At 57.2% G+C, this 24,297-nt stretch carries 22 protein-coding genes; 11 read left to right on the forward strand and 11 right to left on the reverse strand.

The features are described from left to right. Positions 1–20: 20 nt before the first annotated feature. On the reverse strand, positions 21–458 hold the full coding sequence (locus tag ACLPGZ_RS00100; RefSeq protein ID WP_115634566.1) for a DUF2946 family protein: 438 nt from the start codon (positions 456–458) through the stop codon (positions 21–23). Positions 459–741: 283 nt separating this feature from the next. Between ACLPGZ_RS00100 and ACLPGZ_RS00105 the strand changes: the two genes are divergently transcribed. Continuing rightward, the gene (locus tag ACLPGZ_RS00105; RefSeq protein ID WP_060185485.1) at positions 742–3,366 is read left to right on the forward strand and encodes a cation:proton antiporter; all 2,625 of its coding nucleotides are present in this window, start codon (positions 742–744) and stop codon (positions 3,364–3,366) included. 42 nt (positions 3,367–3,408) lie between these two features. On the opposite strand, the gene cyoE is transcribed toward ACLPGZ_RS00105, so the two are convergent. From cyoE to ACLPGZ_RS00125, 4 genes are read right to left on the reverse strand one after another with little or no spacing between them, the layout of a single operon-like run. Next, positions 3,409–4,302, reverse strand: a complete 894-nt coding sequence (gene cyoE, locus ACLPGZ_RS00110; RefSeq protein WP_022983662.1) for a heme o synthase — start codon at positions 4,300–4,302, stop codon at positions 3,409–3,411. Next, positions 4,241–5,314 (reverse strand): COX15/CtaA family protein, encoded by a 1,074-nt coding sequence (locus tag ACLPGZ_RS00115; RefSeq protein ID WP_022983661.1) that lies wholly within the window; start codon positions 5,312–5,314, stop codon positions 4,241–4,243. The genes cyoE and ACLPGZ_RS00115 overlap by 62 nt, the downstream gene beginning before the upstream one ends. Before the next feature lie 4 nt (positions 5,315–5,318). Continuing rightward, positions 5,319–5,948 carry an SCO family protein gene (locus ACLPGZ_RS00120; RefSeq protein ID WP_115634565.1) on the reverse strand — a complete coding sequence of 210 codons (630 nt, stop codon included), beginning with the start codon at positions 5,946–5,948 and terminating at the stop codon, positions 5,319–5,321. 1 nt (position 5,949) lies between these two features. After that, on the reverse strand, positions 5,950–6,732 hold the full coding sequence (locus ACLPGZ_RS00125; protein WP_060185483.1) for an SURF1 family protein: 783 nt from the start codon (positions 6,730–6,732) through the stop codon (positions 5,950–5,952). A 28-nt stretch (positions 6,733–6,760) separates the two neighbouring features. Here ACLPGZ_RS00125 and ACLPGZ_RS00130 point away from each other — a divergent pair, with 28 nt between their 5' ends. Then, on the forward strand, positions 6,761–6,967 hold the full coding sequence (locus tag ACLPGZ_RS00130; protein ID WP_026483580.1) for a twin transmembrane helix small protein: 207 nt from the start codon (positions 6,761–6,763) through the stop codon (positions 6,965–6,967). A 44-nt stretch (positions 6,968–7,011) separates the two neighbouring features. On the opposite strand, the gene ACLPGZ_RS00135 is transcribed toward ACLPGZ_RS00130, so the two are convergent. The 5 genes from ACLPGZ_RS00135 to coxB all read right to left on the reverse strand — a co-directional run bounded on the left by ACLPGZ_RS00135 (position 7,012) and on the right by coxB (position 11,138). Beyond that, a complete protein-coding gene (locus ACLPGZ_RS00135) occupies positions 7,012–7,887 on the reverse strand; it encodes a cytochrome c oxidase subunit 3 (protein ID WP_009457487.1) in 876 nt (291 codons plus the stop codon). 50 nt (positions 7,888–7,937) lie between these two features. Next, positions 7,938–8,162: a DUF2970 domain-containing protein gene (locus ACLPGZ_RS00140; protein ID WP_003805158.1), complete on the reverse strand. Its 225-nt coding sequence runs from the start codon at positions 8,160–8,162 to the stop codon at positions 7,938–7,940. 1 nt (position 8,163) lies between these two features. Continuing rightward, positions 8,164–8,277, reverse strand: coding sequence for a cytochrome oxidase small assembly protein (locus tag ACLPGZ_RS00145; RefSeq protein ID WP_009457495.1), 114 nt, complete (start codon positions 8,275–8,277; stop codon positions 8,164–8,166). 17 nt (positions 8,278–8,294) lie between these two features. Then, the gene (gene ctaD / locus ACLPGZ_RS00150; protein WP_009457496.1) at positions 8,295–9,902 is read right to left on the reverse strand and encodes a cytochrome c oxidase subunit I; all 1,608 of its coding nucleotides are present in this window, start codon (positions 9,900–9,902) and stop codon (positions 8,295–8,297) included. Between the two features lie 75 nt (positions 9,903–9,977). Next, positions 9,978–11,138 carry a cytochrome c oxidase subunit II gene (gene coxB / locus ACLPGZ_RS00155; protein WP_026483582.1) on the reverse strand — a complete coding sequence of 387 codons (1,161 nt, stop codon included), beginning with the start codon at positions 11,136–11,138 and terminating at the stop codon, positions 9,978–9,980. Between the two features lie 275 nt (positions 11,139–11,413). Here coxB and ACLPGZ_RS00160 point away from each other — a divergent pair, with 275 nt between their 5' ends. The 4 genes from ACLPGZ_RS00160 to ACLPGZ_RS00175 all read left to right on the forward strand — a co-directional run bounded on the left by ACLPGZ_RS00160 (position 11,414) and on the right by ACLPGZ_RS00175 (position 15,782). Continuing rightward, positions 11,414–12,241, forward strand: a complete 828-nt coding sequence (locus ACLPGZ_RS00160) for an NUDIX hydrolase (RefSeq protein WP_009457498.1) — start codon at positions 11,414–11,416, stop codon at positions 12,239–12,241. Between the two features lie 44 nt (positions 12,242–12,285). Further along, positions 12,286–13,158 carry a PhaM family polyhydroxyalkanoate granule multifunctional regulatory protein gene (locus tag ACLPGZ_RS00165; protein ID WP_035269732.1) on the forward strand — a complete coding sequence of 291 codons (873 nt, stop codon included), beginning with the start codon at positions 12,286–12,288 and terminating at the stop codon, positions 13,156–13,158. Between the two features lie 26 nt (positions 13,159–13,184). Further along, the gene (gene glmU / locus ACLPGZ_RS00170) at positions 13,185–14,555 is read left to right on the forward strand and encodes a bifunctional UDP-N-acetylglucosamine diphosphorylase/glucosamine-1-phosphate N-acetyltransferase GlmU (RefSeq protein WP_429640903.1); all 1,371 of its coding nucleotides are present in this window, start codon (positions 13,185–13,187) and stop codon (positions 14,553–14,555) included. 108 nt (positions 14,556–14,663) lie between these two features. Then, the gene (locus tag ACLPGZ_RS00175) at positions 14,664–15,782 is read left to right on the forward strand and encodes a glycosyltransferase family 4 protein (RefSeq protein WP_429640904.1); all 1,119 of its coding nucleotides are present in this window, start codon (positions 14,664–14,666) and stop codon (positions 15,780–15,782) included. Between the two features lie 7 nt (positions 15,783–15,789). On the opposite strand, the gene ACLPGZ_RS00180 is transcribed toward ACLPGZ_RS00175, so the two are convergent. Then, a complete protein-coding gene (locus ACLPGZ_RS00180) occupies positions 15,790–16,266 on the reverse strand; it encodes an Lrp/AsnC family transcriptional regulator (protein ID WP_052159272.1) in 477 nt (158 codons plus the stop codon). 201 nt (positions 16,267–16,467) lie between these two features. Here ACLPGZ_RS00180 and glmS point away from each other — a divergent pair, with 201 nt between their 5' ends. The 5 genes from glmS (at position 16,468) to ACLPGZ_RS00205 (ending at position 24,204) form a co-directional block, all read left to right on the forward strand. Then, entirely contained in the window at positions 16,468–18,294 is a 1,827-nt protein-coding gene (gene glmS / locus ACLPGZ_RS00185; protein WP_022983659.1) for a glutamine--fructose-6-phosphate transaminase (isomerizing), read from the forward strand. A gap of 233 nt (positions 18,295–18,527) precedes the next feature. Continuing rightward, positions 18,528–19,097 carry a sigma-70 family RNA polymerase sigma factor gene (locus ACLPGZ_RS00190; protein ID WP_343212378.1) on the forward strand — a complete coding sequence of 190 codons (570 nt, stop codon included), beginning with the start codon at positions 18,528–18,530 and terminating at the stop codon, positions 19,095–19,097. A gap of 5 nt (positions 19,098–19,102) precedes the next feature. Beyond that, entirely contained in the window at positions 19,103–20,107 is a 1,005-nt protein-coding gene (locus tag ACLPGZ_RS00195; RefSeq protein WP_321387832.1) for a FecR domain-containing protein, read from the forward strand. A gap of 289 nt (positions 20,108–20,396) precedes the next feature. After that, positions 20,397–22,931, forward strand: coding sequence for a TonB-dependent siderophore receptor (locus ACLPGZ_RS00200; protein ID WP_429640905.1), 2,535 nt, complete (start codon positions 20,397–20,399; stop codon positions 22,929–22,931). A gap of 31 nt (positions 22,932–22,962) precedes the next feature. Continuing rightward, the gene (locus ACLPGZ_RS00205; RefSeq protein ID WP_429640906.1) at positions 22,963–24,204 is read left to right on the forward strand and encodes a YncE family protein; all 1,242 of its coding nucleotides are present in this window, start codon (positions 22,963–22,965) and stop codon (positions 24,202–24,204) included. Positions 24,205–24,297 lie beyond the last annotated feature (93 nt).

A 24,297-nucleotide genomic window follows, 5' to 3' on the forward strand; every position in this document is an offset into this window, starting at 1 on the left:
GCAGAGCCGAACGCGGGGAATCAGACAGGAAGAAGAGAGGGCGGGGCGCGTTGCCCCACTGGCGGGCCACGAATAAAGGCCTGCGCCAGAGCGGGGCTAAGAGGGGGAAGCAGCAAGGGCCGGAACTGGCCCAGGCTCAAAGGCGTGACGATAGCAATCGGCGCGGGCGTCAATGCGGCTTGCAGCATGACGCAGAACGGACAGGTGGCGCTGGTGGTGGCCTCGTCCGAATGGGACGTGGCGTCCTCGCCTAACAAGGCCGCCCAGTGCTGAATCATTTCAGGGGGAAGGCTTTGTCCTGAAGGCAGACAGAAGGCCAGCGCATACCCCTGATCTGTCTGCTTGGGCATATAGCCCGCAGGGACCATGCCGCGCAGCACCACAGCCAGCAATAACAAGCACAGGCCCAGACGATGGGGCCAGTGAGTCGCAGCGAGGAAGGTGCGCGGGAAATTCATGATGCGAAAGTATAACGAGTTATGTCAGACGTGAACTTGCGCTGGCGCAGATTTTGGCTTGCCGCCGTATCACCGTCCATTTGTGTTTCTGAATGCGGGTCCATAGGCCAAAAAACGTAAATTTTGCGAGAAAAAGATAATTCGGCGGCTGTGTGTCCGGAAAAAGGCGCTATTCTGATTCATGCGGAAAGCGGGGGGATTTTCCGTGCCGATCTGGCCTGCCCATGCCTGAATGCGTATGTACATGCCGATCGACTCAATGCCGATGACAAAGGATGTCGCGATGCAGATTGGGCAGTTTGTTTTTGGGTTGGCAGGCCTGCTGGGGCTGGTTGCCTTTATGCCGCCTTTGGCTGGACGCTTGCGACTGCCGTACTCCGTACTTCTGGCCTTGATCGGCTTTGCGCTGGGCATTTTGCTACACCTGCATGCCTGGGCGCCCAAGATGGTGTCTGACTTCCTGGATACCTTGCAGGCCTTTGACATCTCCTCCGAGACCTTTCTCTACGCTTTCCTGCCCATCCTGCTGTTCGAGACTTCGCTGGCCATGAACTTGCGCCGCCTGCTCGACGATATCGGCGCCATCTTGATGATGGCCATCGTGGCTGTAGTGGTCTGTACCTTTGCCGTTGGCTACGCCTTGAACGCGGCTTCGTCTTATGGTCTGGTGGTCTGTTTAATGTTGGGCGCGATTGTGGCCACGACAGACCCTGTGGCCGTGGTGGGCATTTTCCGTGAAGTGGGCGCACCCAAACGCTTGTCTACCTTGGTGGAAGGCGAGGCTCTGTTTAACGATGCGGCTTCCATTGCCTTGTACTCCGTGCTGTTGGCAGTCTTGACGGGGGGTGGGGAATTAAGTGGCAGCAAGGTGTTGGGCAGCTTCCTGTTCAGTTTTCTGGGCGGTGGTGTCGCGGGTTTCTTGATGGGGCGTCTGGCCAGCGGCCTGTTTGTGCTCTTGCGCGGTTGGCCGGCTGCTGAAGTCACGCTGACCATTGCCTTGGCGTACCTGGCCTTTTTTGTGTCCGAGCACTATCTGGGCGTATCCGGTGTGGTCGCCACGGTCATTTCCGGCCTGGTGGTGGGCTCGACAGGCCGCACCCGCATGTCGCCTGCGACCTTCGAGCTTTTGAGCAGTTCCTGGACTCAGATGGGTTTTCTGGCCAACTCCCTGATCTTCCTGTTTGCCGCCATGCTGATTCCACGCCTGATGGCTGAAATCACCTGGATGCAGATCGGCCTGGTGGCCTTGCTGTTTGTGGTGACCTTGCTGGCACGGGCCGTTATGGTGTTTGCCGTTCTGCCCTTGCTGGGGCGCACCCGCTTTGGCACCCGAGTCAGTCGCCCCTATCGGGTGGTGATTCTGTGGGGCGGCCTGCGTGGCGCTGTTTCCCTGGCACTGGCCCTGGCGGTTACGGAACAGCACGCCATTCCGCATGATGTGCGCCAGTTCATTGGTGTGGCCACCACGGGCTTTGTGTTGCTGACCCTGTTTGTGAACGGGATCAGTTTACGCCCCTTGATTCGTCGTTTAGGCCTGAATCAGCTGACCCCGCTGGAGCGCCACTTGCGCGATCAGGCGGTGAGTCTGGCCTTGGAAGAGCTGCGCGACAAGACCGAAGAACTGGGTCGGCAAGAGCAGATCAAGCCACAGGTCATCGAGCGCCTGTGTACGGTGTTCGATGCCAGCCAGGCCGGTGTGGCATCCGGCCAGATCCAAAGCCTGACCGAAGCACAGAAAGTAAAAATGGGGATGGCGATTCTGTCGGCCCGCGAGGTGGAGCTGTTTTACGAACTGCTGAAATCGCAGATTGTGGATTGGAAGACCGCCGAGTCCTTGTTGAGCCGCGCCGAACGCATGAATGATACGGTGCGTCTGGCTGGCTTGGCCGGTTTCGAGGCCGCCATTGCCAATGATTTGCGCTATTCCCGAGGTTTCCGGTCTGCTTTGCGCTTGCACTATCTGTTTGGCCTGCAAGGCTGGCTGGTGCGGGAACTGGACAAGCGTTTCTCGAACCTGATCGCCAAGCGCTCGGTGGCCCAGCGTCTGATACGTTTTGCCGAAACCGAGCTGGCTCCTTTACTGGGACAACAGGCTACGGGCACGATTGTGCAGGCTCACAAGTTGCGTCTGTCTCAACTGGAAGATGCCTTGCACTCGCTGACACTGCAATACCCGGTGTTCGCGCAGTGGCTGCAAGAGTCCTATTTGGCGCGCGTCGCCGCTTCGCAAGAACGTGCCCACTACCGCACCATGTTGTCCCACTCTCTGATTACCAGCGAGATGTACGCTGATCTGGTCAAGCAGATCACACAACGCTGGCGTTATCTGGACGAGCGTCCCACTCTGGACATGACCATGAGCGCCATGGAACTGATTGCCCAGGTGCCCATGTTCGATGGCATTTCCGAGCAAGCCAAGAAGGAGCTGGCGCGACGTTTACGCCCACGTCTGGCGCTGCCAGACCAGAAAATTCATCTGCGTTATGGTGGCATGCGTGTCATGTTCTTTGTGGCGTCCGGGGCGCTGGAACTGACTTTGCCTGATGGTAGCCTGGTGGAACTGGGGACAGGGCAAACGATTGGTGAAGTCAATGTCGTGGAACATAGCGACCACGTTGGTGAAGTGCGCTCCCTGGGCTATAGCCGCTTGCTGATGCTGACTGAGCGTGATTTCGATACCTTGCGTGGCAAAGATCCCAGCTTCAGTGAAAAGATTGAAGCCGTTGTGCGCCAACGCCAGCGCGCGTATCAAGTGTGGCAGGAGTTCGAGTCCGGCCAACGCCAACATGAGGAACTGCCACCGCTGTTTGGTTTGGCTCATGCCTTGAGCGAGGCAGAAAGTTTTGTAGGCCCGCCTTTACCCCCGGACTGGGTACGACAGGCGCAGCCCACCGAGGGACAGGCATAAAAAAAGCGAGCCGATCATGGCTCGCTTTTTTATTGGGCGTGATCAGATCAAGCGCACCCAGTGATCCAGCAGCAATGCCCCAAACAAGACCGCCAGATAAATAATGGAAAAGCGGAACAGCTTGCGAGACAGCTCATCGCTGTAGTTGCGGTGCAGTTGGTGGGCGTATTGAATGAAGCGTGCACCCAGCAAGATCGCCGCAGCCAGGTACAACGGCCCGCTCATGCGGATGATGAAGGGCAGCAGGCTGGAAGCCATCAGGATGTAGCTGTAGAGCAGCACATGCAGCGTCGTAAAGGTCTTGCCGTGGGTGACGGGTAGCATGGGCAGGCCGGAGCGCTGGTAGTCGTGTTGACGGTAGAGCGCCAGGGCCCAGAAGTGCGGCGGCGTCCAGATGAAGATGATCAGCACCAGCAGCCAGGCCTCAGCCGGTACGGCGTTGGCAATGGCGGCCCAGCCCAAAGCAGGTGGCATGGCACCGGACAAACCGCCGATCACGATGTTTTGTGGGGTCAGGGGCTTGAGAATCACGGTGTAGATCACCGCATAACCAATGAAGGTGGCCAAGGTCAGCCACATGGTCAGCGGGTTCACCCAGTAATACAGCACCAGCATGCCCATGCCGCCCAACAAACCGGACATGGCCAGCACTTGCGGCGGGGTAATGGTGCCGCGTGCCGTACCGCGTCGAGCGGTGCGCAACATGCGGGCATCAATCTGGCTTTCGATCAGGCAGTTGATGGCAAAGGCGGCAGCCGCCAGCATCCATATGCCCAGCGTACCCGCGACCACGGTGCCCGGATCGGGCAGGCCGGGAGCAGCCAGAAACATGCCGATAACGGCACAGAAAACAGCCAGCTGGGTGACTCTGGGTTTAGTCAGTACCAGATACTGGCGCAGGAGCGAGGCGGGAGCCAGGGTAGCGGTGTTTGTCATACTGTATTCCTTGGGGGACAGTCGACTTGCGGGAAAGCCGTACCAACAGGGTGACGCAGCATAAAACGAGACCGGCAGCTCCCCCATTATGCAGGACGGCAATCAAAAGAGGCCATTGGAAAAAGATCGTGGTTAACCCCGTGATGAGCTGGGCCAGCAGCAGCAAAAGCACCAAAGTCGCGGGGCGACGCAAGATGGGATCGGCGCGTAATTTCCACGCAACGGAACCCAGAACCAGAAACACCAGAAAGGCCATATTGCGATGGACCCAATGGATGGCGGTCAGTGCAGCCTGGGAAATCATCTCACCTGAAGGCAGCTCGCCCAACGCGCGGAACAGCGAGAACCCGCCGTGCAGATCCATCTCCGGTATCCATTGACCGTGGCATTGCGGGAAGTCCATGCAGGCCAGCGCCGCGTAGTTGGTGCTGACCCAGCCGCCCAGACCAATCTGAATCGTCAGCAGGATAAAGGCCCCGATCAGCCAGGGTCGCCAACGGCGGGTTACAGGTGAGACTGGCGGTCCTGGGTTTTCGCGCACGGCCAGCCAGGTCATCAAGGCCAGTACGCTCATGCCACCCAGCAAGTGGGTGGTGACGATAATGGGCATCAGCTTGTGAGTGACGGTCCAGGCACCAAAGGCCCCTTGCACGCACACAGCCAGTAAGGTGAAAGCCGCCAGCCTGGCCGAATGCCCCAGCGTATGGCGATGCCGCCATGCCATCCAGACAATGGCAATGATCAGCATGCCCAAAGCCGCGCCCACGTAGCGGTGGATCATTTCAATCCAGGCCTTGCCCCAGCTGACCGGGCCATAGGGCATGGCTTGATAGGCTTGTTCGATATGTGCGCCCGCACCCAGCGGCGTGAGCTTGCCATAGCAACCGGGCCAGTCCGGGCAACCCAGGCCCGAATCTGTCAGACGCACAAACGCGCCGAACATGATCAGGTCCAGGGTCAGGAACCAGGTCAGGTAAACCAGCTTGCGGTAGCGTTGGCGTATATCGGCCATAAACTTATCCGATGCGTGAATTGTTCAGCAGTTTGCGTATATCGGTGCGAACCTTGAGCGGGTCGGCATCGTCGGGGAACAGCATCATCAAATTGCCATTGGGGTCGATGATCCACATGCCATTTTTGACAGCTTGTTCAGGGGCCTTGCCAGCGGCTTCAGGGGCCAGGAATTCGACCAGCTGACGCGGGTCCGCACGCAGCATATGGGTGCCTTGATAGGCCTCCAGAACTTGCTCTGAAGGCTGGCCCTGGTCAGTCACAAACCAGACGCGTGCCAGGCGTTCCACGTTCTTGCCTTGGCTGGCGTGGGAGTTGCGCAGAATGAACAGCTTGCGCACGCAGCTTTCGGGGCAGGCGCTTTCATCGGCGCTGACCAGTACCCAGCGACCTCGCAGTGATTGCAGATCAAAAGCTTCGCCTTGCAGATTGCGAAGGGGAAGTGCGGCAGGTGCAGGCACGCTGCGTTGAGGCTGAATCAACTGGCCGTAGGCATTGCTCTCGTCTGGCCGCAGTCCCAGTGATGGCATGTAGTAGGCAGCCAGTGCAAACAGTACCGGCGCCAGACTGATCGCCAGCAGCAGATACAGCGGAGTCATGGAACGCGGGCGGGTAGGGGGTTGAGTCGTGTCCACGTCAGGTTTTCCTTGTAGGGGCAGAGTTGAGCCTGGAGCGTCGCAGCCATTTCCACGCTACACCGATCCAGGCACACAGGGCAATCAGGGCAAAACCGAACCATTGCAGTGCGTAGCCACGGTTCTTTTCAAAGTCGATATTCGGGTCGGGCCAATTGGTTTGCAGCTCCGAAGCGGGAGCCGTCTGGGCCAGCACGCGCGGCAGCACAGGCAGATCAATTCGGCTGCGCAGATCTTCCAGGGCCAGGTTCTGCACGACGGGGGGCGTGCCAGACGGGTCGGGCAAGTGTGCAGGCAAGGGGCTGCTGCCCAGCTCAAATAGACGTGGCACGCGTTCCATCAACTCGCCGGAAATGGTTTGGTGGCCGGATGGTGCAGCCGGAACACTAGGGGTTTGCCCCGGTACGCGAGCCAACCAACCACGTAGTACGAGCAGGCTGGAGCCCGCCAAATCGCCCTCATCCAGCACAAAAGGGGTGGCAATCCAGTAGCCCGGCTTACCTTTGAAATTGCGATTATCCAGGAGTACAGTTAACTCACTGCGCCAGGAGCCGTGCACCGCGACAGACTGCCACAAGGCACCTTTATCCAGGCTGGCCTGGGAATCAATATGAAGGGGAGCTTGCTGGCGGCCTTGTTCTATTTGTTGTGCCAGGCTTTGACGTTCCTGGGCGCGGCTCAGTTGCCAGCGCCCCAGGCTAATGAACAGCAGCATCAGCAAACCCAGACAAACCAGGGCAAGCAGGGATCGAGTCGAAGAAGAACGAGGATTGTTGCTGGACATCAATTCAACCTGAAGCGGGGGATACGTAATGCGTGTGCTAGTCCTGATCGTGTTTCTGGGGATTATTGTTTCGCTGGGTTCGGCCCTGGTGTATTTGATGCGGGACCGGGGTAATTCCAATCGCATGGCCTATGCGCTGACCTGGCGAGTGGGCTTGTCCGTGGCCCTGTTCCTGTTTGTGTTGCTGGCCCATCATCTGGGTTGGATTGAAAGCACTGGCGTGCCTTTGGCTTGAAGGAAAAATCCAGGCCCGAAGACACGGGCCTGGAGCATGAATCGCTAGAACCAGTACACGTACAGATACAAGCCCAGCCACACCACGTCCACAAAGTGCCAGTACCAGGCAGCCCCTTCAAAACCAAAGTGGTGCTCGGCGGTAAAGTGCCCGCGCATCAGCCGTATCAGCATCACCGTCAGCATGGTGGCACCGATAATCACGTGAAAACCGTGAAAGCCCGTCAACATGTAGAACAAGGCCCCGTAAGCACCGGAAGTGAACTTCAGGTTCAGCTCGGCGTAGGCGTGCATGTATTCGTAAGCCTGGCAGGCCACGAAGGCAAAGCCCAGCGCAACCGTCATGAACAGCCAGAAAATCGCGCTACTACGCTTGCTGGCTCGCAGCGCGTGGTGAGCAATGGTCAGGGTGACGCCCGAGGTCAGCAGCAAGGCCGTATTGATCGTAGGTAGCCACAGCGGGCCTACGGTCTGGAAAGGAGCAACAGTGCCCGCCGGGCCTTGATTCGGCCAGGTGCCGGTGAAGTCGGGCCAGAGCAGGGCGCGGTGATCCAGGTCGCTTAACAGCGGCGTGGCAATTTCACGGGTATACCAAAGTGCCCCGAAAAAGGCCGCAAAAAACATGACTTCGGAAAAGATGAACCAGGACATGCTCCAGCGATAGGAGATATCGACACGCGTGCTGTTCAGACCCGTTTCAGACTCGCGCACGGCATCGCTGAACCAGAAGAACAGCACCAGCAAGAAGCTGAGAATCCCGACCAGGAACACCCAGAAACCGCCCGGCCAGTTATTGATCCAGGTAGCCGCACCCAACAGCGTCAGGCACAGGGAAAGGCTGGCGCGTACCGGGTGCCCCGATAAGCCGGGGACGTAGTAATACGGCGCCTTGGACGGGTGAGCCGTAGTCTCGACATGCATAGTGTTCTCCTTCGGGTCATGTGCCCTGGGGCGCAGTATCCGGCCAGGGTTCAGCTGGCCTGACCAATGAACCAGCGGGCCACCATAATCAGGCCCACAACGAAAACAACCGTGGCGATCAAGGCGGCAATAATCAGATAGACCGGATTGATCTTGGCAATGTCCTGCTCATGGTCACGACCACGACGGACTCCAAAAAAACCCCAGGCAATGGCTTTCAATGTCTGGAAAAAACTGAGCTTGCGCCGTGTGAGGTCCCGAAAATCGTCATCCATATCACTGTCCTAAAAATTGACTGCCTTTTAGAAAGGTCCAGGCCATGACGGCAATGACGAACACGGCCAGGAGCAATCCCAGACGGCGGTTGCGACGGCGTTGTTCGGGGGTCATACGGCGTTCCTCCAGTGTTACTTGACGACAGGGGGTACTTCAAAGGTGTGGTGTGGTGCGGGCGATGGAACAGTCCACTCCAGACCTTCGGCACCTTCCCAGGGTTTGGCGCTGGCCACTTCGCCCTTGCCGCGTGCGGCCTGGATCACGATGTAGATCAGCAGCAGTTGCGACAGGCCGAACCAGAAGGCGCCAATGGTGGCAATCTGGTGGAAGTCCGTGAACTGGCCAGCGTAGTCCACATAACGACGTGGCATGCCCGCCAGACCCAGAAAGTGCATGGGGAAGAAGGTCACGTTGAACGAGATCATGGTGGACCAGAAGTGGATCTTGCCCAGACGCTCGTTGTACATGCGACCGGTCCACTTGGGCAGCCAGTAGTAGGCACCGCCAAACAGGGCAAAGAGCGATCCGGCCACCAGCACATAGTGGAAGTGGGCCACCACGTAATAGGTGTCGTGTACCGCAATATCAATCGGGGCCACGGCCAGGATCAGGCCGGTAAAACCGCCAATCGTGAACACGAAGATAAAGCCGATGGAAAACAGCATGGGCGTTTCAAAGGACAGCGAACCGCGCCACATGGTGGCTACCCAGTTGAAGATTTTCACCCCGGTCGGAATGGAGATCAGCATGGTGGCATACATGAAATACAGCTGCCCGGTTACCGGCATCCCGGTGGAGAACATGTGGTGGGCCCACACCAGGAAGGACAGAATCGCGATGGCGGCGGTGGCGTACACCATGGAGGCATAGCCAAACAGGGCTTTGCGCGAGAAGGCAGGCACGATGGCAGAGACAATGCCAAAGGCCGGCAAGATCATGATGTAGACCTCGGGGTGACCGAAGAACCAGAAGATGTGTTGGTACAGAACCGGGTCACCACCACCGGCGGCGTTAAAGAAGTGTGTACCGAAGTGACGGTCCGTCAGCAGCATGGTCACGGCAGCGGCCAGCACGGGCATCACGGCAATCAGCAGATAAGCGGTAATCAGCCAGGTCCAGCAAAACAGCGGCATTTTCATCAGCGTCATGCCAGGCGCGCGCATGTTCAATACCGTCACCACAATATTGATGGCCCCCATGATGGAGGACGCGCCCAGAATGTGGACCGCGAAAATCGTGAAGTCCATGCCTGGTCCCATTTGCAAGGACAGCGGGGCGTACATGGTCCAGCCACCGGCAGGCGCGCCTCCCGGCACAAAGAAGGACGCGGTAAACAGAATCGCGCCTACGGGCAGCAGCCAGAAGCTGAAGTTGTTCATGCGGGCAAAAGCCATGTCCGATGCGCCAATTTGCAGCGGAATCATCCAGTTGGCAAAGCCCACAAAAGCCGGCATGATCGCGCCGAAAATCATGATCAGGCCGTGCATGGTGGTGAACTGGTTGAACAGCTCGGGCCGGAAAAACTGCAGGCCCGGCTGGAACAGTTCGGTACGCAGCAGCAAGGCCAGCACGCCGCCCTCCAGCAACATCACAAAGGAGAAGATCAGGTACATGGTCCCGATATCTTTGTGATTGGTGGCGAACAACCAGCGACGCCAGCCGCTAGGGGTGGCATGGGCATGATGGTGATCATCATGTCCGCTCGGGTTCGCTACATGGTCGACGGTGACGCTACTCATGCTTGACTCCTTGCTGCACTCCCCCTGGCCGTAGTCAGGGATAGATTGATAGTGTGATAGGCGGCGCGCGCAAAATTAGCGCTGTTCCTTGACGTCGGCGGGCATCACGACAGGGTCAGGCCCTTTGCCAGCGTTGCCCCAGGCATTGCGTGTGTAGGTAATGACCGCAGCAATCTGTACATCGGTCAGTTGATTGCGGAAGGCGGCCATTGCGGTGCCAGGGTGACCATTCAACACCGTGTCGATCTGGCCTTTCTTGGGGGCGAGCACAAATTTCGTATCGCCATCCAGAGCGGGGAAGGTGCCGGGCATGCCCTTGCCGTTGGCCTGGTGGCAAGCCACGCAGTTCTGCGCAAAGATCTGTTTGCCGCGCTCGGTCAACTCGTCCTTGGTCCACTCTTTATTGGGATCGTCGGCCTGGGCAGTCATCAAGTCGTTCTGCTCCTGGGCCCACTTGTCGTAGTCTTCTTGCGCCATCACTTGCACCACGATGGGCATATAGGCGTGGTCCTTGCCACACAGCTCGGCGCATTGACCGCGGTAGGTGCCGACCTTGTCCGCACGGAACCAGGTATCGCGCAAAAAGCCAGGGATGGCATCTTGCTTGACGCCAAACTCGGGCACCATCCAGGAGTGGATGACGTCCTCGGCCGTCAGCATGACGCGCACTTTTTTATTAACCGGCACGACCAGTGGCTTGTCCACTTCCATCAGATAGTTCGGGCCAATGGGTTCGCGGCCTTCAATCTGGGCGCGCGGGGTGGACAGGTTGGACAGGTATTTCACACCCGTGGCCGGACCGTCCAGATACTCGTAGCCCCATTTCCACTGATAGCCAGTGACCTTGACGGTCAGGTCGGCGCTGCTGGTGTCCTTCATAGCCACCACGGTTTTGGTGGCGGGCAGTGCCATGCCGATCACGATCAGGAAAGGGATGATGGTCCAGGCCACTTCCACACCCAGGTGTTCGTGAAAGCGGGCGGCAATCGCGCCCTTGGACTTGCGGTGCCGGATGATGGAATAGAACATCACGCCGAACACGCCAATAAAGATGATGGTACAGATGATCAGCATCATCCAATGCAGCCAGGCAATGTCCTGGGCGATGGGGGTAACCCCGTTATGCAAATTGAGCTGATTGACACGGGGACCACCCTCCATGTGGGTGATCTGAGCCAGGCTTGGCCCTGCCGTCGAACAGGCGGTCAGAGCAAATAAACTTCTCCACATCTTCATTGTTGTCCCTCTTTTGGTGTTGCCATGCCAAACCGGGGTTCGGCTGCGTCAACGCTCCGAAAAATCCAACGCTGGAAGAAACTGCTGTGTTGCAGTGGCGGGCTTGTCGCATCTAAGTGCTGGTCCGCTCGAAGTTTTTAGTAGCTTATCTGTTCACGGAAATTATATAGAACTTGTTTTAGCCTTCAAGGGCAGGGTATGTCCCTAGAAGACAAGGTTGGACTAAACGCTACAAAAGCCGTAATGGGGCAAGGCTTGAATTACAATCGCCGACTATGACTTTGTTCCAGAACCGATCACTTACTCAGGCCCTGCGTCAGCGCATGGCCAGCTTGACCAGTCAGCTGCAACAATTGCCCCCACCGGGCAGCCGCCCTGTCACTGTTGATGGGCGCGTTGCCGGATGGATCACCCCCAAGGCCGCTCGTTGTATCGAGCCTTTGCCAGGGGTCTCGATTGAAGAAGATGTCTTGCGTCTGAGCGATTGCCCCAGCCAGGAATTGAGCTTGGCTCAGGTCCTGGATCAGGTCGCCTTGCGTTTGCAGGAAGGCGGTTGCATTCGGGCCTGGCGTGACGAGTTGCTGGACGTGGTCGGAGAAGGGCAGTGCCTGTCGCGCATTGAACGCGGTGCGGTACGGCCCTTGGGCTTTTTGACGCAAGCCGTGCATTTGAATGGCTGGTCCACAGACGGCCGTATCTGGGCCGCACGTCGTTCACCCACCAAGTCAACAGACCCGAATATGTGGGACACGCTGGTCGGTGGATTGGCGGTCAGTGGTGAATCGCTGCATACCTCTCTCATACGCGAAAGTTATGAAGAAGCGGGGTTGGCCGAGTCCGTGCTGGACAATTGCACCCCCTTACGTGTGTCCTTGCGCATGCACCGTCGCCTGCCGGAAGGCTATCAGGTGGAGAACGCCCTGGTTAGCGATTGCGTGCTGGCCGACGATGTACGGCCCTGCAATATGGACGGCGAGGTTAGTGAGTTTCGCTTATTGACGCTGGATGAAGCCTGGCAAATGATAGAAGCAGATTTGTTCACCCTGGAAGCGCAAGTGGTGCTGATCGACAGCATCAAGCAGCATCTGGAACAGTTGGCCTGAACCTGGGAATCACCGGGCAGGCATCAACCCGATGGGAGCTACGCATGAACCCGAATCCTTTTGGTATACCTGATTTCAATGCCTTGGGCGGCGGCAACAATCCCTTGCTGCGCAGCATGGACATGATGGCGCAGGCCTGGAAAAACATGGCCAGCGGCGGGGCGGGCGATTTGAGCTCGGGCATGATGCCCAGCTTGTCCCCCGATGATCTGGATCGTCGTATTCGTGACTTGCGTGCCGTGGAAAGCTGGTTGCAGCTGAACCTGTCCATGCTGAGCACGACTATCCAGGGTCTGGAGATTCAGCGCTCCACCTTGGCGGCCATCAAAACCATGGCACAGCAAGGTACGCAGGCTGCGGGCGGGAAAAATCCCTTTGAAGCCTTTATGGCTTTCAATCCCATGGCGGCAGCGGCGGATAGCGCGGCTGCCTCAGATTCCAAGTCTGGGGCCAACAAGCCGGAAGCGGCATCGCAAACGGCATCTCAACATGCTTCGACACAGCCTCAACAAGCTGCACCACAGCCCGAAGCGGCTGCCACGCAGGACGCCCCAAAAGATAAACAGCCCGGTGCCCAGCAGGACGCCGGTGCAGGCAATCCCGCTGCACAAGCGTGGTGGAACATGCTGCAACAGCAGTTTGATGCCATGGCGACCGCCACAGCCGCATCAATGCAGCAGGTGGAAAATTATCGTCAGCAGGCGAGCAAGGCTAAAGCGGCAGGCTCGTCGGCCAAACCCTCCAAACCGGCAGCTGCCAATGCCCAGACGTCGGCCAAGACCAGTGCTCCGGCAGCAGCCAAGCCGGTAAAAACGGCAGCGAAAGCCGCCACTAAAACTGCGGCCAAGGCGGCCACCAAAACGGCGGCTAAAAAAACCGCCACGCGCAGCACCAAAAGCAGTACCAAAAAGAACTGATCGACCAACCTTGTAGGTAAATTTTTATGCTTAATATCGTGATTCTGGCAGCAGGCATGGGCAAGCGTATGCAGTCTGACCTGCCCAAAGTACTGCATCCTATCGCCGGCAAATCCATGCTGGCCCACGTGCTCGACAGCGCACGTGAACTGGAGCCGGAAAAAGTTGTGGTCGTGGTGGGTCATGGCGCCGAGCGCGTTCAGCAAACCTTCGCACAGGCCGAGCTGGCCTTTGCCTTGCAGCAACCTCAGCATGGTACGGGCCATGCAGTGCAACAGGCCGTGCCTGAACTGGTCGGTGGCGACCAGGAAGATGACGCCACGCTGGTTCTGTATGGCGACGTTCCTTTGGTCCAGGCTGACACCTTGCGCCGCTTGCTGCAAGCGCGTGGCCAAGGCGTGGCCGTGCTGACCGAAACACTGGCAGACTCTACCGGCTACGGCCGCATCATTCGCGGTGCAGATGGCACCGTACAGCGCATTGTCGAGCACAAGGATGCCAGCGAAGCCGAGCGTGCCGTGAAGGAAGTGAACACCGGCATTCTGGTAGCCCCGACGGCGCGCCTGAAAGATTGGCTGACCCGCATCACCAACGACAACGCTCAGGGCGAGTACTACCTGACCGACATCATTGCCTTGGCGGTTGCCGATGTCGTGCCCGTGCAAGCTGCTCAGCCAGCTGCTGGTTGGGAAACCCTGGGTGTGAACAGCCGCATTCAACAGGCCGAGCTGGAGCGTCTGTGGCAAGCAGAACAGGCTCGCCGTCTGTTGGAAAAAGGCGTGACCTTGGCCGACCCGGCCCGCTTTGATCTGCGCGGCACACTGGAGTGTGGCCGTGATGTGTTCATTGATGTGGGTTGCGTGTTTGAAGGCAAGGTTGTGTTGCAAGACGGCGTGCGTGTCGGCCCGCATAGCGTGCTGCGTGACGTGACGATTGGTGCCGGTACGCAAATCGAAGCTTTCAGCCATCTGCAACAAGCCCAGGTTGGCGAAGAAGCCCGTATCGGCCCTTACGCCCGTCTGCGCCCTGGTGCTGTTCTGGCCAATCACACCCACGTGGGCAACTTTGTGGAAATCAAGAACACCCAGCTGGGTGAAGGTTCCAAAGCCAATCACCTGGCCTATATCGGTGATGCCGATGTGGGGCAGCGTGTGAACATTGGCGCAGGCACCATCACCTGCAATTACGATGGCGTGAACAAGTTCCGCACCGTGATTGGTGACGATGCCTTCATCGGCTCGGATACGCAGCTGGTGGCTCCGGTGACGGTAGGCCGTGGCGCAACGATTGGCGCGGGTACGACCCTGGTGCGCAATGCACCGGATGATCAGCTGACCTTGTCGCGTTCGGAACAGCGCAGCGTGTCCGGCTGGAAGCGCCCGGTTCGCAAATCTTGATGTGTGTTAGCCCATCTTCGGTATCCCTCCCTTTGCATCGCAAGGGAAGCATTGCTGCTTGCTCTTGTGGCACACAGTGCCCGGATGGGCTGATTCTGGATCGTCGTCATGCGCATTCTGCAGCTTAACTTCGAGCGCGGCTGGCGCGGTGGCGAGCGGCAAACCCTGCTGAGCATCCAGCAGATGCAACAGGCTGGTCATCAGGTCAGTCTATTGGCCCGACGTGATGAAGAGTTGGCCAAGCGTGCTAAAGAGCAGGGCGTGAGTGTGGTGGAATGCGCCTCCGTGGGTGCCGCGCTGCGCTATTTACTGGTGCATGGCCGGGGTTTTGATATCGTCCATTCCCAAACCGCGTCCTGCATGAGCTGGCTGGCCTTGCTGCATTTCTGGTTGCCCAAACGGGTGGTCTTTACGCGCCGAACGGCTTTTCCGATTGACCGCAAACGCGTCGAGCAACGTAGCGGACAGCAGCCAGACAGTGCTTTGACTTCCAAGGAACGACGCACGCGTTGGAAGTGGCGCAAGGCGGATCGTTTGGTAGCGATCAGCCAGGCAGCAGCGGCAGAGCCGCGTCGCCTGGGTTTTTCCGTAGATGTGATTCCTAGTGCCATTGAGTACGTCGAGCAGGATGAAGCCTATGTGAACCACTTGCGGCTGCGGTGGAATCCGCAGGGCTTGCACGTTCTGGGGACGATGGCGGCACTGACGTCCGAGAAAGGCCCCCAGACTTTGATACGCGCGATTCATGCCTTGTATCAGCGTCGTCAGGACTTTGTGTTTCTGCATTTCGGTGCGCCTGGCTCCGAGACCTCGGCGGCAGAGGAACTGATTGCGCAGTTGGGGCTGGAAGACTGCTACAAGCTGGCTGGTTTTGAAGCCCGCCCCGAACAGGCTTATCGCTTGATGGACGGCTTTGTCCTGAGCTCCCGTCATGAAGCCCTGGGCTCCAGCGTTCTTGATGCGTTCGTGTACGGCGTGCCCGTTACGGCCACGATGGCGGGCGGTTTGAGTGAGCTGCTGGATAATGGCCGTGGCAAGTTATGCGCGGTAGGGGATGCACAAGCCATTGCACAGGCTCTGGATGACACTTTGAGCAATCCGACAGCAGCGCGGCAACAGGCAGCGCTGGCGCATCGCTGGGTGCAGCAGGAGCATGACCCCGCTGTCATGGCGCAGCGTTACTTGCGTCTGTATCAGCAACTGGTACAGCAACGTGTACGGAACTGAGCCCGGCTTACATCTTTGGTGCAGGTAAAGGCACCCGCGTCTCGAACTTGGCCTGATGAATCGAAAAGAAGCTTCGTATATTGCGGATATTCGCCTGACTGGTGAATAAAGCGTGAGCCAGCTTGTGATACGCCGTCATGTCGCTGACTTGCAAGATCACAATGAAATCCACCCCGGTCGAGACGCGATAGCATTGCGTCACCGCTGCTTCGGGGGCCATCAGGCGCTCGAATTGCTGCAGGTATTCTTCACCCTGACGGTCCAGCGTAATCTCCACAATGGCCGTCAAGCTGGGGCCCAGTTGCTCCGGGTCCAGCAAGGCAACCTGCCTGCGAATTACCCCTTGTTCGCTTAAACGACGTACTCGCCGCAGGCAGGTTGGGGGAGAGGCATGCACGCGCAAAGCCAGCGTTTGATTGCTGATGGAAGCATCATTTTGCAGTTGCTCCAGAATGCGTAAATCCAGCTCGTCCAGTTCAATCATGACAATGTTTATCTATCTATGATGAAATAAAATTCCGTTAAATAAAATGAATTTAGCTTTTCTTTCATATTGATTATTAAATGAAATTTTAATTCATTTCAGAAAAAAAATAGACATAAAATTTTTCATGATTCAGATCAGAATAAGCGGATTGAATTGATTAGTTGGCCCACCGAAAGGGGCCATGAACAGGAGTTGGCTATGTGTGGAATTGTTGGCGCGGTAGCGCAACGCGATATTGTCCCCGTGCTGCTGGAAGGTTTGAAGCGTCTGGAATACCGGGGCTACGATTCTTGCGGCGTTGCTGTTCATGCGCAGGGCCAGTTGTTGCGGGCACGCAGTACTCAGCGCGTGGCCGAGCTGCAAGAACAGGTCAAGGCAGATCATCTGCAAGGCTTTACCGGCATTGCTCACACTCGCTGGGCAACGCACGGCGCGCCTGCGACTCATAACGCTCACCCGCATTTCTCCGGCAAGGGCAAAGCACGTATTGCGCTGGTGCATAACGGCATCATCGAAAACCACGACGAACTGCGCGCCGAGCTGCAAAGCATTGGCTACGTGTTCGAGAGTCAAACTGATACCGAAGTGATCGCTCACCTGATCGACCACCTGTACAACGGTGACCTGTTCGAGGCCGTGCAACAGGTCATTCGTCGCTTGACTGGCGCTTACGCCATTGCTGTGTTCTGTCAGGACGAACCTCACCGTGTAGTGGGTGCTCGCCATGGCTCGCCTCTGGTTGTGGGCGTGGGCCAGAATGAAAACTTCCTGGCTTCGGATGCCTTGGCATTGGCCGGCACCACCGATCAAATCATCTACCTGGAAGACGGGGATGTGATCGATCTGCAGATCAATAAAGTGTGGATCATGGACAAAGACGGTCGTGCCGTTGATCGCCCTGTACACACCGTACATCTGCACACCGCAGCCGCTGAATTGGGCCCATATCGCCACTTCATGCAAAAGGAGATCTTCGAGCAGCCCCGCGCTGTAGGCGATACCTTGCAAGACATTGAAAGCGTCACACCCGAGTTGTTTGGCGACCAGGCCTACAAGGTTTTCCAGGACATCGACAATGTGCTGATTCTGGCTTGCGGCACCAGCTACTACGCCGGTCTGACCGCTCGCTACTGGATTGAGTCTCTGGCCAAAATCCCCGTCAACGTGGAAATCGCCAGCGAGTACCGCTACCGCGACAGCGTGCCCAACCCGCGCACTTTGGTGGTGACGATTTCCCAGTCCGGCGAAACGGCTGACACGCTGGCCGCCTTGAAACATGCCCGCAGCCTGGGCATGGAACAGACCCTGACCATCTGCAACGTGGCCACCAGCGCCATGGTGCGTGAGTGCAAGCTGTCCTACATCACCCGCGCTGGCGTGGAAATTGGTGTGGCTTCCACCAAAGCCTTCACCACCCAGTTAACCGCCTTGTTCCTGCTGACCATCGCACTGGCTCAAGTCAAAGGTCACTTGAATCAGGAGCAGGAAGGCGACTACCTGAAAGCCCTGCGCCACCTGCCTACCGCTATCGCGGCTGTGTTGGCTCTGGAGCCACAGATCATGGCGTGGGCCGACCGTTTTGCCAGCAAGGAAAACGCCTTGTTCCTGGGCCGTGGCATGCATTACCCCATCGCCATGGAAGGCGCGTTGAAGCTGAAAGAAATCAGCTACATCCACGCCGAAGGCTACCCAGCTGGTGAACTGAAGCACGGCCCTCTGGCCCTGGTCACCGAAGCCATGCCCGTGGTCACTATCGCCCCACGTGATGAACTGCTGGAAAAGCTGAAATCCAATATCGAAGAAGTCCATGCACGCGGTGGTGAGCTGTACGTGTTTGCTGACGCCGATACCCGCATCGGCAGCAGCGAGCGTGTGCATGTGATCCGTATGCCAGAGCACTACGGCAAGCTGTCCCCCATCTTGCACACCGTGACCCTGCAATTGCTGGCGTATCACACGGCTTGCTCGCGCGGCACGGACGTGGATAAGCCACGGAATTTGGCCAAGAGTGTGACTGTCGAATAAGTTTTTCAGATTACATCGACCGTAAAGAGCCGCTTATGCGGCTCTTTTTGCATTCTTCGCCGTTTGGCAATTTTCGAGTGGTTTTTATAGGGAAATAAATCCTGCGAAAGAGGGTGAGCCTTGCCTGAAAGCCAGTTTATGTGTCGCTGCAAACACACACCGCTAGCGGATTTTGCAGCTCACACTCTATAATTGATAACGATTCTCATTATCTAGCGGTGCGGAGTACCCTCGTGTCATCTTCAGTTCTTCCCTTGTCAGGCATGTATTCGGCCGAGTCGGTCGAGTCACTGTACTGCGACCACCATAGTTGGTTGCAGCGCTGGCTGCATCACCGCTTGGGTGGCGCGGACCAGGCGGCTGACTTGGCGCAGGACACGTTTGTACGCTTGTTAAGCAGCCGTTCTCGCTGGCAATTTGCCAGTCCTGGCGAGGCGCGCGCCTACTTGCGTAAGACGGCACAAAACCTGTGCATCAATCTGTGGCGACGTCAGGAAATTGAGCAGGCCTGGCTGGATATTCTGGCTGCTACACCCGAGAACTTTTACCCTTCGGCAGAACGTCAGGCCATGATTTTGCAGGCGCTGGAAGAGATCAGTGTCATGCTCAGCAGCCTGTCTCCCAAAGCGGCCAAGGCGTTTACCCTGGCCGTCATTTGCGAGATGACTGATGATGAGGTCGGTGCAGAAATGGGCATTTCCGGCCGCATGGTGCGCAAGTACGTGGCACAAGCCATGTTGGGCTGCATCAGCCTGCATGCTTGCCAGACCGTCGCCGAATTGCGTCAGGAACCTCAATACTAAGCCTCATGAAGCACGGCTCCAGTTTTTCTTCTCCCGCTACACCTCCCCACGCCGTTTTGATGCAAGCCGCTGAATGGTATGCCTGCCTGCGCGATGGCAAAGCCAGTGCGGCGCAGCGCTCTGCCTGGCAGAACTGGCTCAAACAGGACGAGATGCACAGCACCGCTTGGCGTTATGTGGAGGAAGTCAGCCGCAGTTTTGAGCCTGTGCGCACCACGCCGGATTCGCGCCGTGTGGTAGAGAAATTGCATACGGCTAACGAGCGTTTGCATCAGCGCCGTCGCGTGCTGACCAGTGTCGCCGTACTGGCAGGCACGGGAGTTCTAAGCTGGCTGGGCTGGCGTCAGTCCTGGCTGCCCTCCAGTGTTCTGGCTTTGGCGGCTGACCACTCTACACAAACCGGAGAGCAGAACCAGATTGTGCTGGCAGACGGTTCCCGGCTGTGGCTGAACACCGCCTCTGCAATTGATGTGCAGTTCACCGCACAGGCTCGCCATATTGTTCTGATTTCGGGCGAGATTTTTATCCAGACGGCCAAGGACGACACGGAACGACCTTTCACCGTTCAAACCCCGCAAGGCAATATGCGCGCCTTGGGCACGCAATTCAATGTGCGTATGGACAAGGACTGTACGCAGCTGGCGGTCTACGAAGGGGCTGTGCAGGTGTCTACGGCAAAAGGTCAAAACACCGCCACGGTACAGGCGGGCAAGCAGGTGCACTTTAGTGCGCAGCGTATCCGGCAAAGCATGGACGCCGATCAGGCGCGCGAAGCCTGGACCCAAGGCGTGCTGGTGGCTGACAACATTGCCTTGCGTAGCGTGATCAAGGAATTGAGCCGTTACCGCAAAGGCTATCTCGGTGTAGATGAGGCAGTGGCCGATCTGAAGGTCTATGGCAGCTTCCCCATTCATGACACGGACCGCGTGCTGAAAATGCTGGCTTCAGCATTGCCGATTCGCCTCGATCAGCCCATGCCCTGGTGGACCAGTGTGCAAGCTCTGGATTGATTGAGCAGGGCATTTCACCAACGATGGTCATAAATAATAAAAATAAAAACCTATCAGATTCAAAGGCTTGCCGGATTTTGGCCAAAAAACCTCAAAAAAGATGCAAAAGCAGGTTCCGGGTTTTGGAGACTTGGTGGTTTTAGACAGTAAGAGGACCTGATTGGCGTGAGGCCAATGAAGCAGGAGGCAGCCCGCCGTGGCTGCTCAGTACTGAACATCAACGCAAGAACATCGTTCAGGTTCATCGTTTTTATTGTGACTGACCCGTGTTTTTGAAGGATGTCTCCTTATGCATCGTCGCCCCGATCCCCTTTCCCTGTCCAAGGATGCAGGATCGCATTGCGCCCCTTTGCGTCCACTGGCCTTGGCCCTGTATGTCTTGATGGCCGGTAGCGCGTTTATTGCCAGTACCTCGCCTGCCCAGGCGACCACGCAAAGCAGCCCGACGGCAGACAAGACACAGCGTTATGACATACCAGCAGGCCCCTTGAGCCGGGTGTTGATGCGCTTCTCGCAAGAAAGCGGGGTCTATCTGGTTGGCGCAGGCAGCGTGGCCGAAGGCAAGCAAAGCGCGGGCCTGAAAGGCAATTACAGCGTGACGCAGGCCTTGGATACCTTGCTGGCAGGCACGGGCATCAAGTATTCGCGTGATGCCAATACCGTCAATTTGTGGCCCGTCACGGAAACCACTCAATTGGCCCCCGTGCGTGTGCAGGGCACCTTGAATCGGGCGACTGAAGACACAGGCTTGTACACGCTGAACGGTACCAGCAGCACCGCGACGCGCTTGAACATGGACACCCAGCACACGCCGCAGTCGGTCAGTGTGATGACGTGCCAGCAAATGGACGATTTCGGCCTGACCAGCTTCGATGATGTGATGAACTTTACCACCGGCGTGACGGCCAATACGGCCGCGGTGGGAGGCGGGTTTCAGTTTCAGGCCCGTGGCTTTGACATCAGCAATGTGCAAGTGGATGGCGTGCAAAGCAGCTACCGTGCTGCCGGACGTGGAGCATTCAATCCTATTTCGCTGGATATGGATTTATACGACCGTGTGGAAGTCGTGCGCGGAGCGACAGGTTTGTTGTCGCCTACCGGCGAGCCCTCCGCCTTGATCAATTTGATTCGCAAACGTCCGCAAGCAGAATTTGGCGGCAAGTTAAGCGCCCACTATGGCTCCTGGAACGACAAACGCGTAACGGCGGACGTGACCGGCCCGCTGACTGAAGACGGCCGTTTGCGTATGCGTGTTATTGGTTCACGCAAGCAGGCGGACTCCTTCATGGATCGCCAGGACCACAAGAACGATTTGCTGTCCGGCATGCTGGAATTCGATTTGACTGACCGAACCTTGCTGACCGCAGGCTACGACTACCAAACCGCCAAGCTGCGAGGCGAAGGCAATATGGGCGTGCCCTTGTTTACCAGCGAGGGCGACCGTATTGACGTTTCGCGCTCCATGTCGCTGGTGCCGGACTGGACCTACTGGGACAAGAAGCATCAAAACGCTTTCTTCTCGGTCGAGCATGAGTTTGAAAACAAGTGGAATGCCAAGCTCAGCTACAGCCATCAACGTGACGATGGTGATGCCTTGATTACTGGCCTGGGGCAGGGCGTGAACCCGGTGGTGCGCCCGGACGGATCCGGCATTGGCATCCGCGCCAACCTGGCCGCCAATGGCTATCGCCATCAGGACAACCTGGAGTTGTCGGCCAATGGTCCTTTCGAGCTGTTTGGCCGCGAGCACCAGCTGATGTTCGGTTTTAACGGCACTCGCAAGCGTGACACCACGTATACCATGCAGGTCAGCGATACCCGCAACTGGTTCATCCCCAATATTTACGACTGGGACGGCTATATGCCCGAGCCCAGCGTCAGCCGCACGGGTGAATGGAACCGCGTCCACACACGCGAATACGGCTTCTTTGCCGGCACGCGCTTGAACATTATTGATCCCTTGAATGTGATCATGGGCATGCGCTTGTCGGACTACAAAACCTACCGTGACAACTACGGTAAAACCGGCCAGTTCACCGGCGTGTCCAACGAGCTGCGCAATCGCAATGAAATTACGCCGTACTTTGGGGTGACGTATGACATCAACCCGAACCTGACGGCCTACGCCAGTTATACCCGCCTGTTCCAGCCGCAAAGCTACAAGGACATCAACGAGAACTTTCTGGATCCCATTACCGGGGTGAACCGTGAAATTGGTCTGAAAGGCAGCTTGATGGAGGAGGCCCTGCAGTTCTCCCTGGCCGCTTTCGAGACCCGTCAAAACAATCTGGCCGTGCTGGACCCTTCGGTGCCGGATGACTTCCTACTGCCTGATGGCAGTCGCCCTTACGTGTCTTCTGGTGCTGGCAACAAAACCAAAGGTTTTGAAGTGGAGCTAAGCGGCGCACTGACCAACAACTGGAATGTGTTTGCTTCTTATAGCTACGCCAGCACTAAAAACGGTGAAGGCGAGCGGATCAACACCTACATTCCCAGCCAAACCTTCCGTCTGGGCACCATGTACCAATTCTCCGGAGCGTTGCAAGGCTTGAGCGCCGGTGCCACGGTGAACTGGTTTGGCAAGCGTGATCTGTGGACGGCTGGCCGTCCTTATACGGCCAGCAACGGCAAGGTGCTGGAAGACACCCACAGCAGCTATGCCCTGGTTGGCTTACATGCCAATTACCGCGTGAACCAGCATTGGAATGCCAAGCTCACGGTAAACAATTTGTTCGACAAGCGTTACTACGACAACTTCGTGATCTTCCGGGCACGTTACGGCGCGCCGCGCAATGTGCATCTGTCCATTGATTACCAGTGGTAATTCCTTCCCCCACTTTTATCGAGCCTAAATTATGACGTCGTCTACTACTCGCCATCTTGTGCGTGGTCTGTACCTTGCTATTGCAATGAGCTTGTCGGCCGGCTACGTACACGCCAAAACTCCTGCCCCTGCAGGCTATCAAGCCGTTACCCAAGCACAGATCATGCAAAAACCGACTGCCGTCGAAGTTCTGGAAATCGTCTTCAGCCCTGCGCAATCCAGCTTGTACGTGTCCTCTCCCAACTGGAAGGACGAGACCTTGTCGCGCACGCTGGTGCTGGACCCCAAGACCCTGGAAATCAAGCAAGAGATTCCCATGGAGGCCAAGAGCTTTGGGGTAGCCCTGGATGATGCCGCCAACCGCCTGTATCTGACTCAAGGTTTCAACGGCACGATTGCCGTGGTTGATACCGTCAATAACGAGGTCATCAAGCGCATTCGGGTGCAGGAAAAAATCAATTTTCAGGACACCATCAATGCGGCTGATTTTGGCCAGGCACGCAAAGACGGTTTGCTGAAGATGATGGAGCGCTTCAAGATCACCGAGGACTTCCAGTACAAGATGCGTGAACTGGTTGTGGACAAGAAAAACCACCGCGTGTTTGCGCCTGGTCTGGGCCTGGGTTTTGACAGTGTGCTGTTCGTGGTGAATACCCAGACCATGGAATTGGAAAAAGTGCTGCCCGGCTTTGGCTATAACGTCGTGGGCATCACCCTGGACGAGGCCAATAACCGCTTGTTTGTCTCCAATATGCAGGGCCAAATCATGGTGGTAAATAGCCAGACCTTGAACATCGATCAGGTCTGGGAAATTGAAGCCGACCAGTTGCTGAACCTGGCGTATGACCCGGCGCAGAACCGATTGTTCGGGGTGGACCAGGGGATTGACCGTGATGACGCGCGTAACCTGCATCTGGAGCGTGAATACAAGCGCCGCAGCGCTGGTCATCAAGTGTTTGTGCTGGATGCATCCAACGGTAAAACCCTGGCAACCATGCCTACCGGCGAAGTGCCTATTGGTGTGCGTTTTGACGCCGAATCCCAGCGTCTGTTTGTCGCTAACCGAGGCGGTGTGCGCGAGAAAGAGGGCAAGGGTTCGGTCAGTGTTTTTGACACGGTGAACTACAAACCGCTGCAAACCATTGAGTTGGCTCCACACCCCAACAGCCTGGAATACATCCCCGCTGAAAAAGCCTTGTACGTGTCGGTGAAGAACGACGGCAATAGCAAGGAAAAAGGGACCAAAGAACGTATGGTGCGTATCCAGTTTTAAAAGGCCAAAGCAGCCTGATTGATTGACAAGGTGGGATCCAAAGCCCGGGTTCGGCGTCATGCTGAACTCGGGCTTTTTTACGCGTATGGATTG

The sequence above is a fragment of the Alcaligenes sp. Me129 genome, assembly GCF_050487245.1.
Taxonomy (GTDB): domain Bacteria; phylum Pseudomonadota; class Gammaproteobacteria; order Burkholderiales; family Burkholderiaceae_B; genus Alcaligenes; species Alcaligenes phenolicus.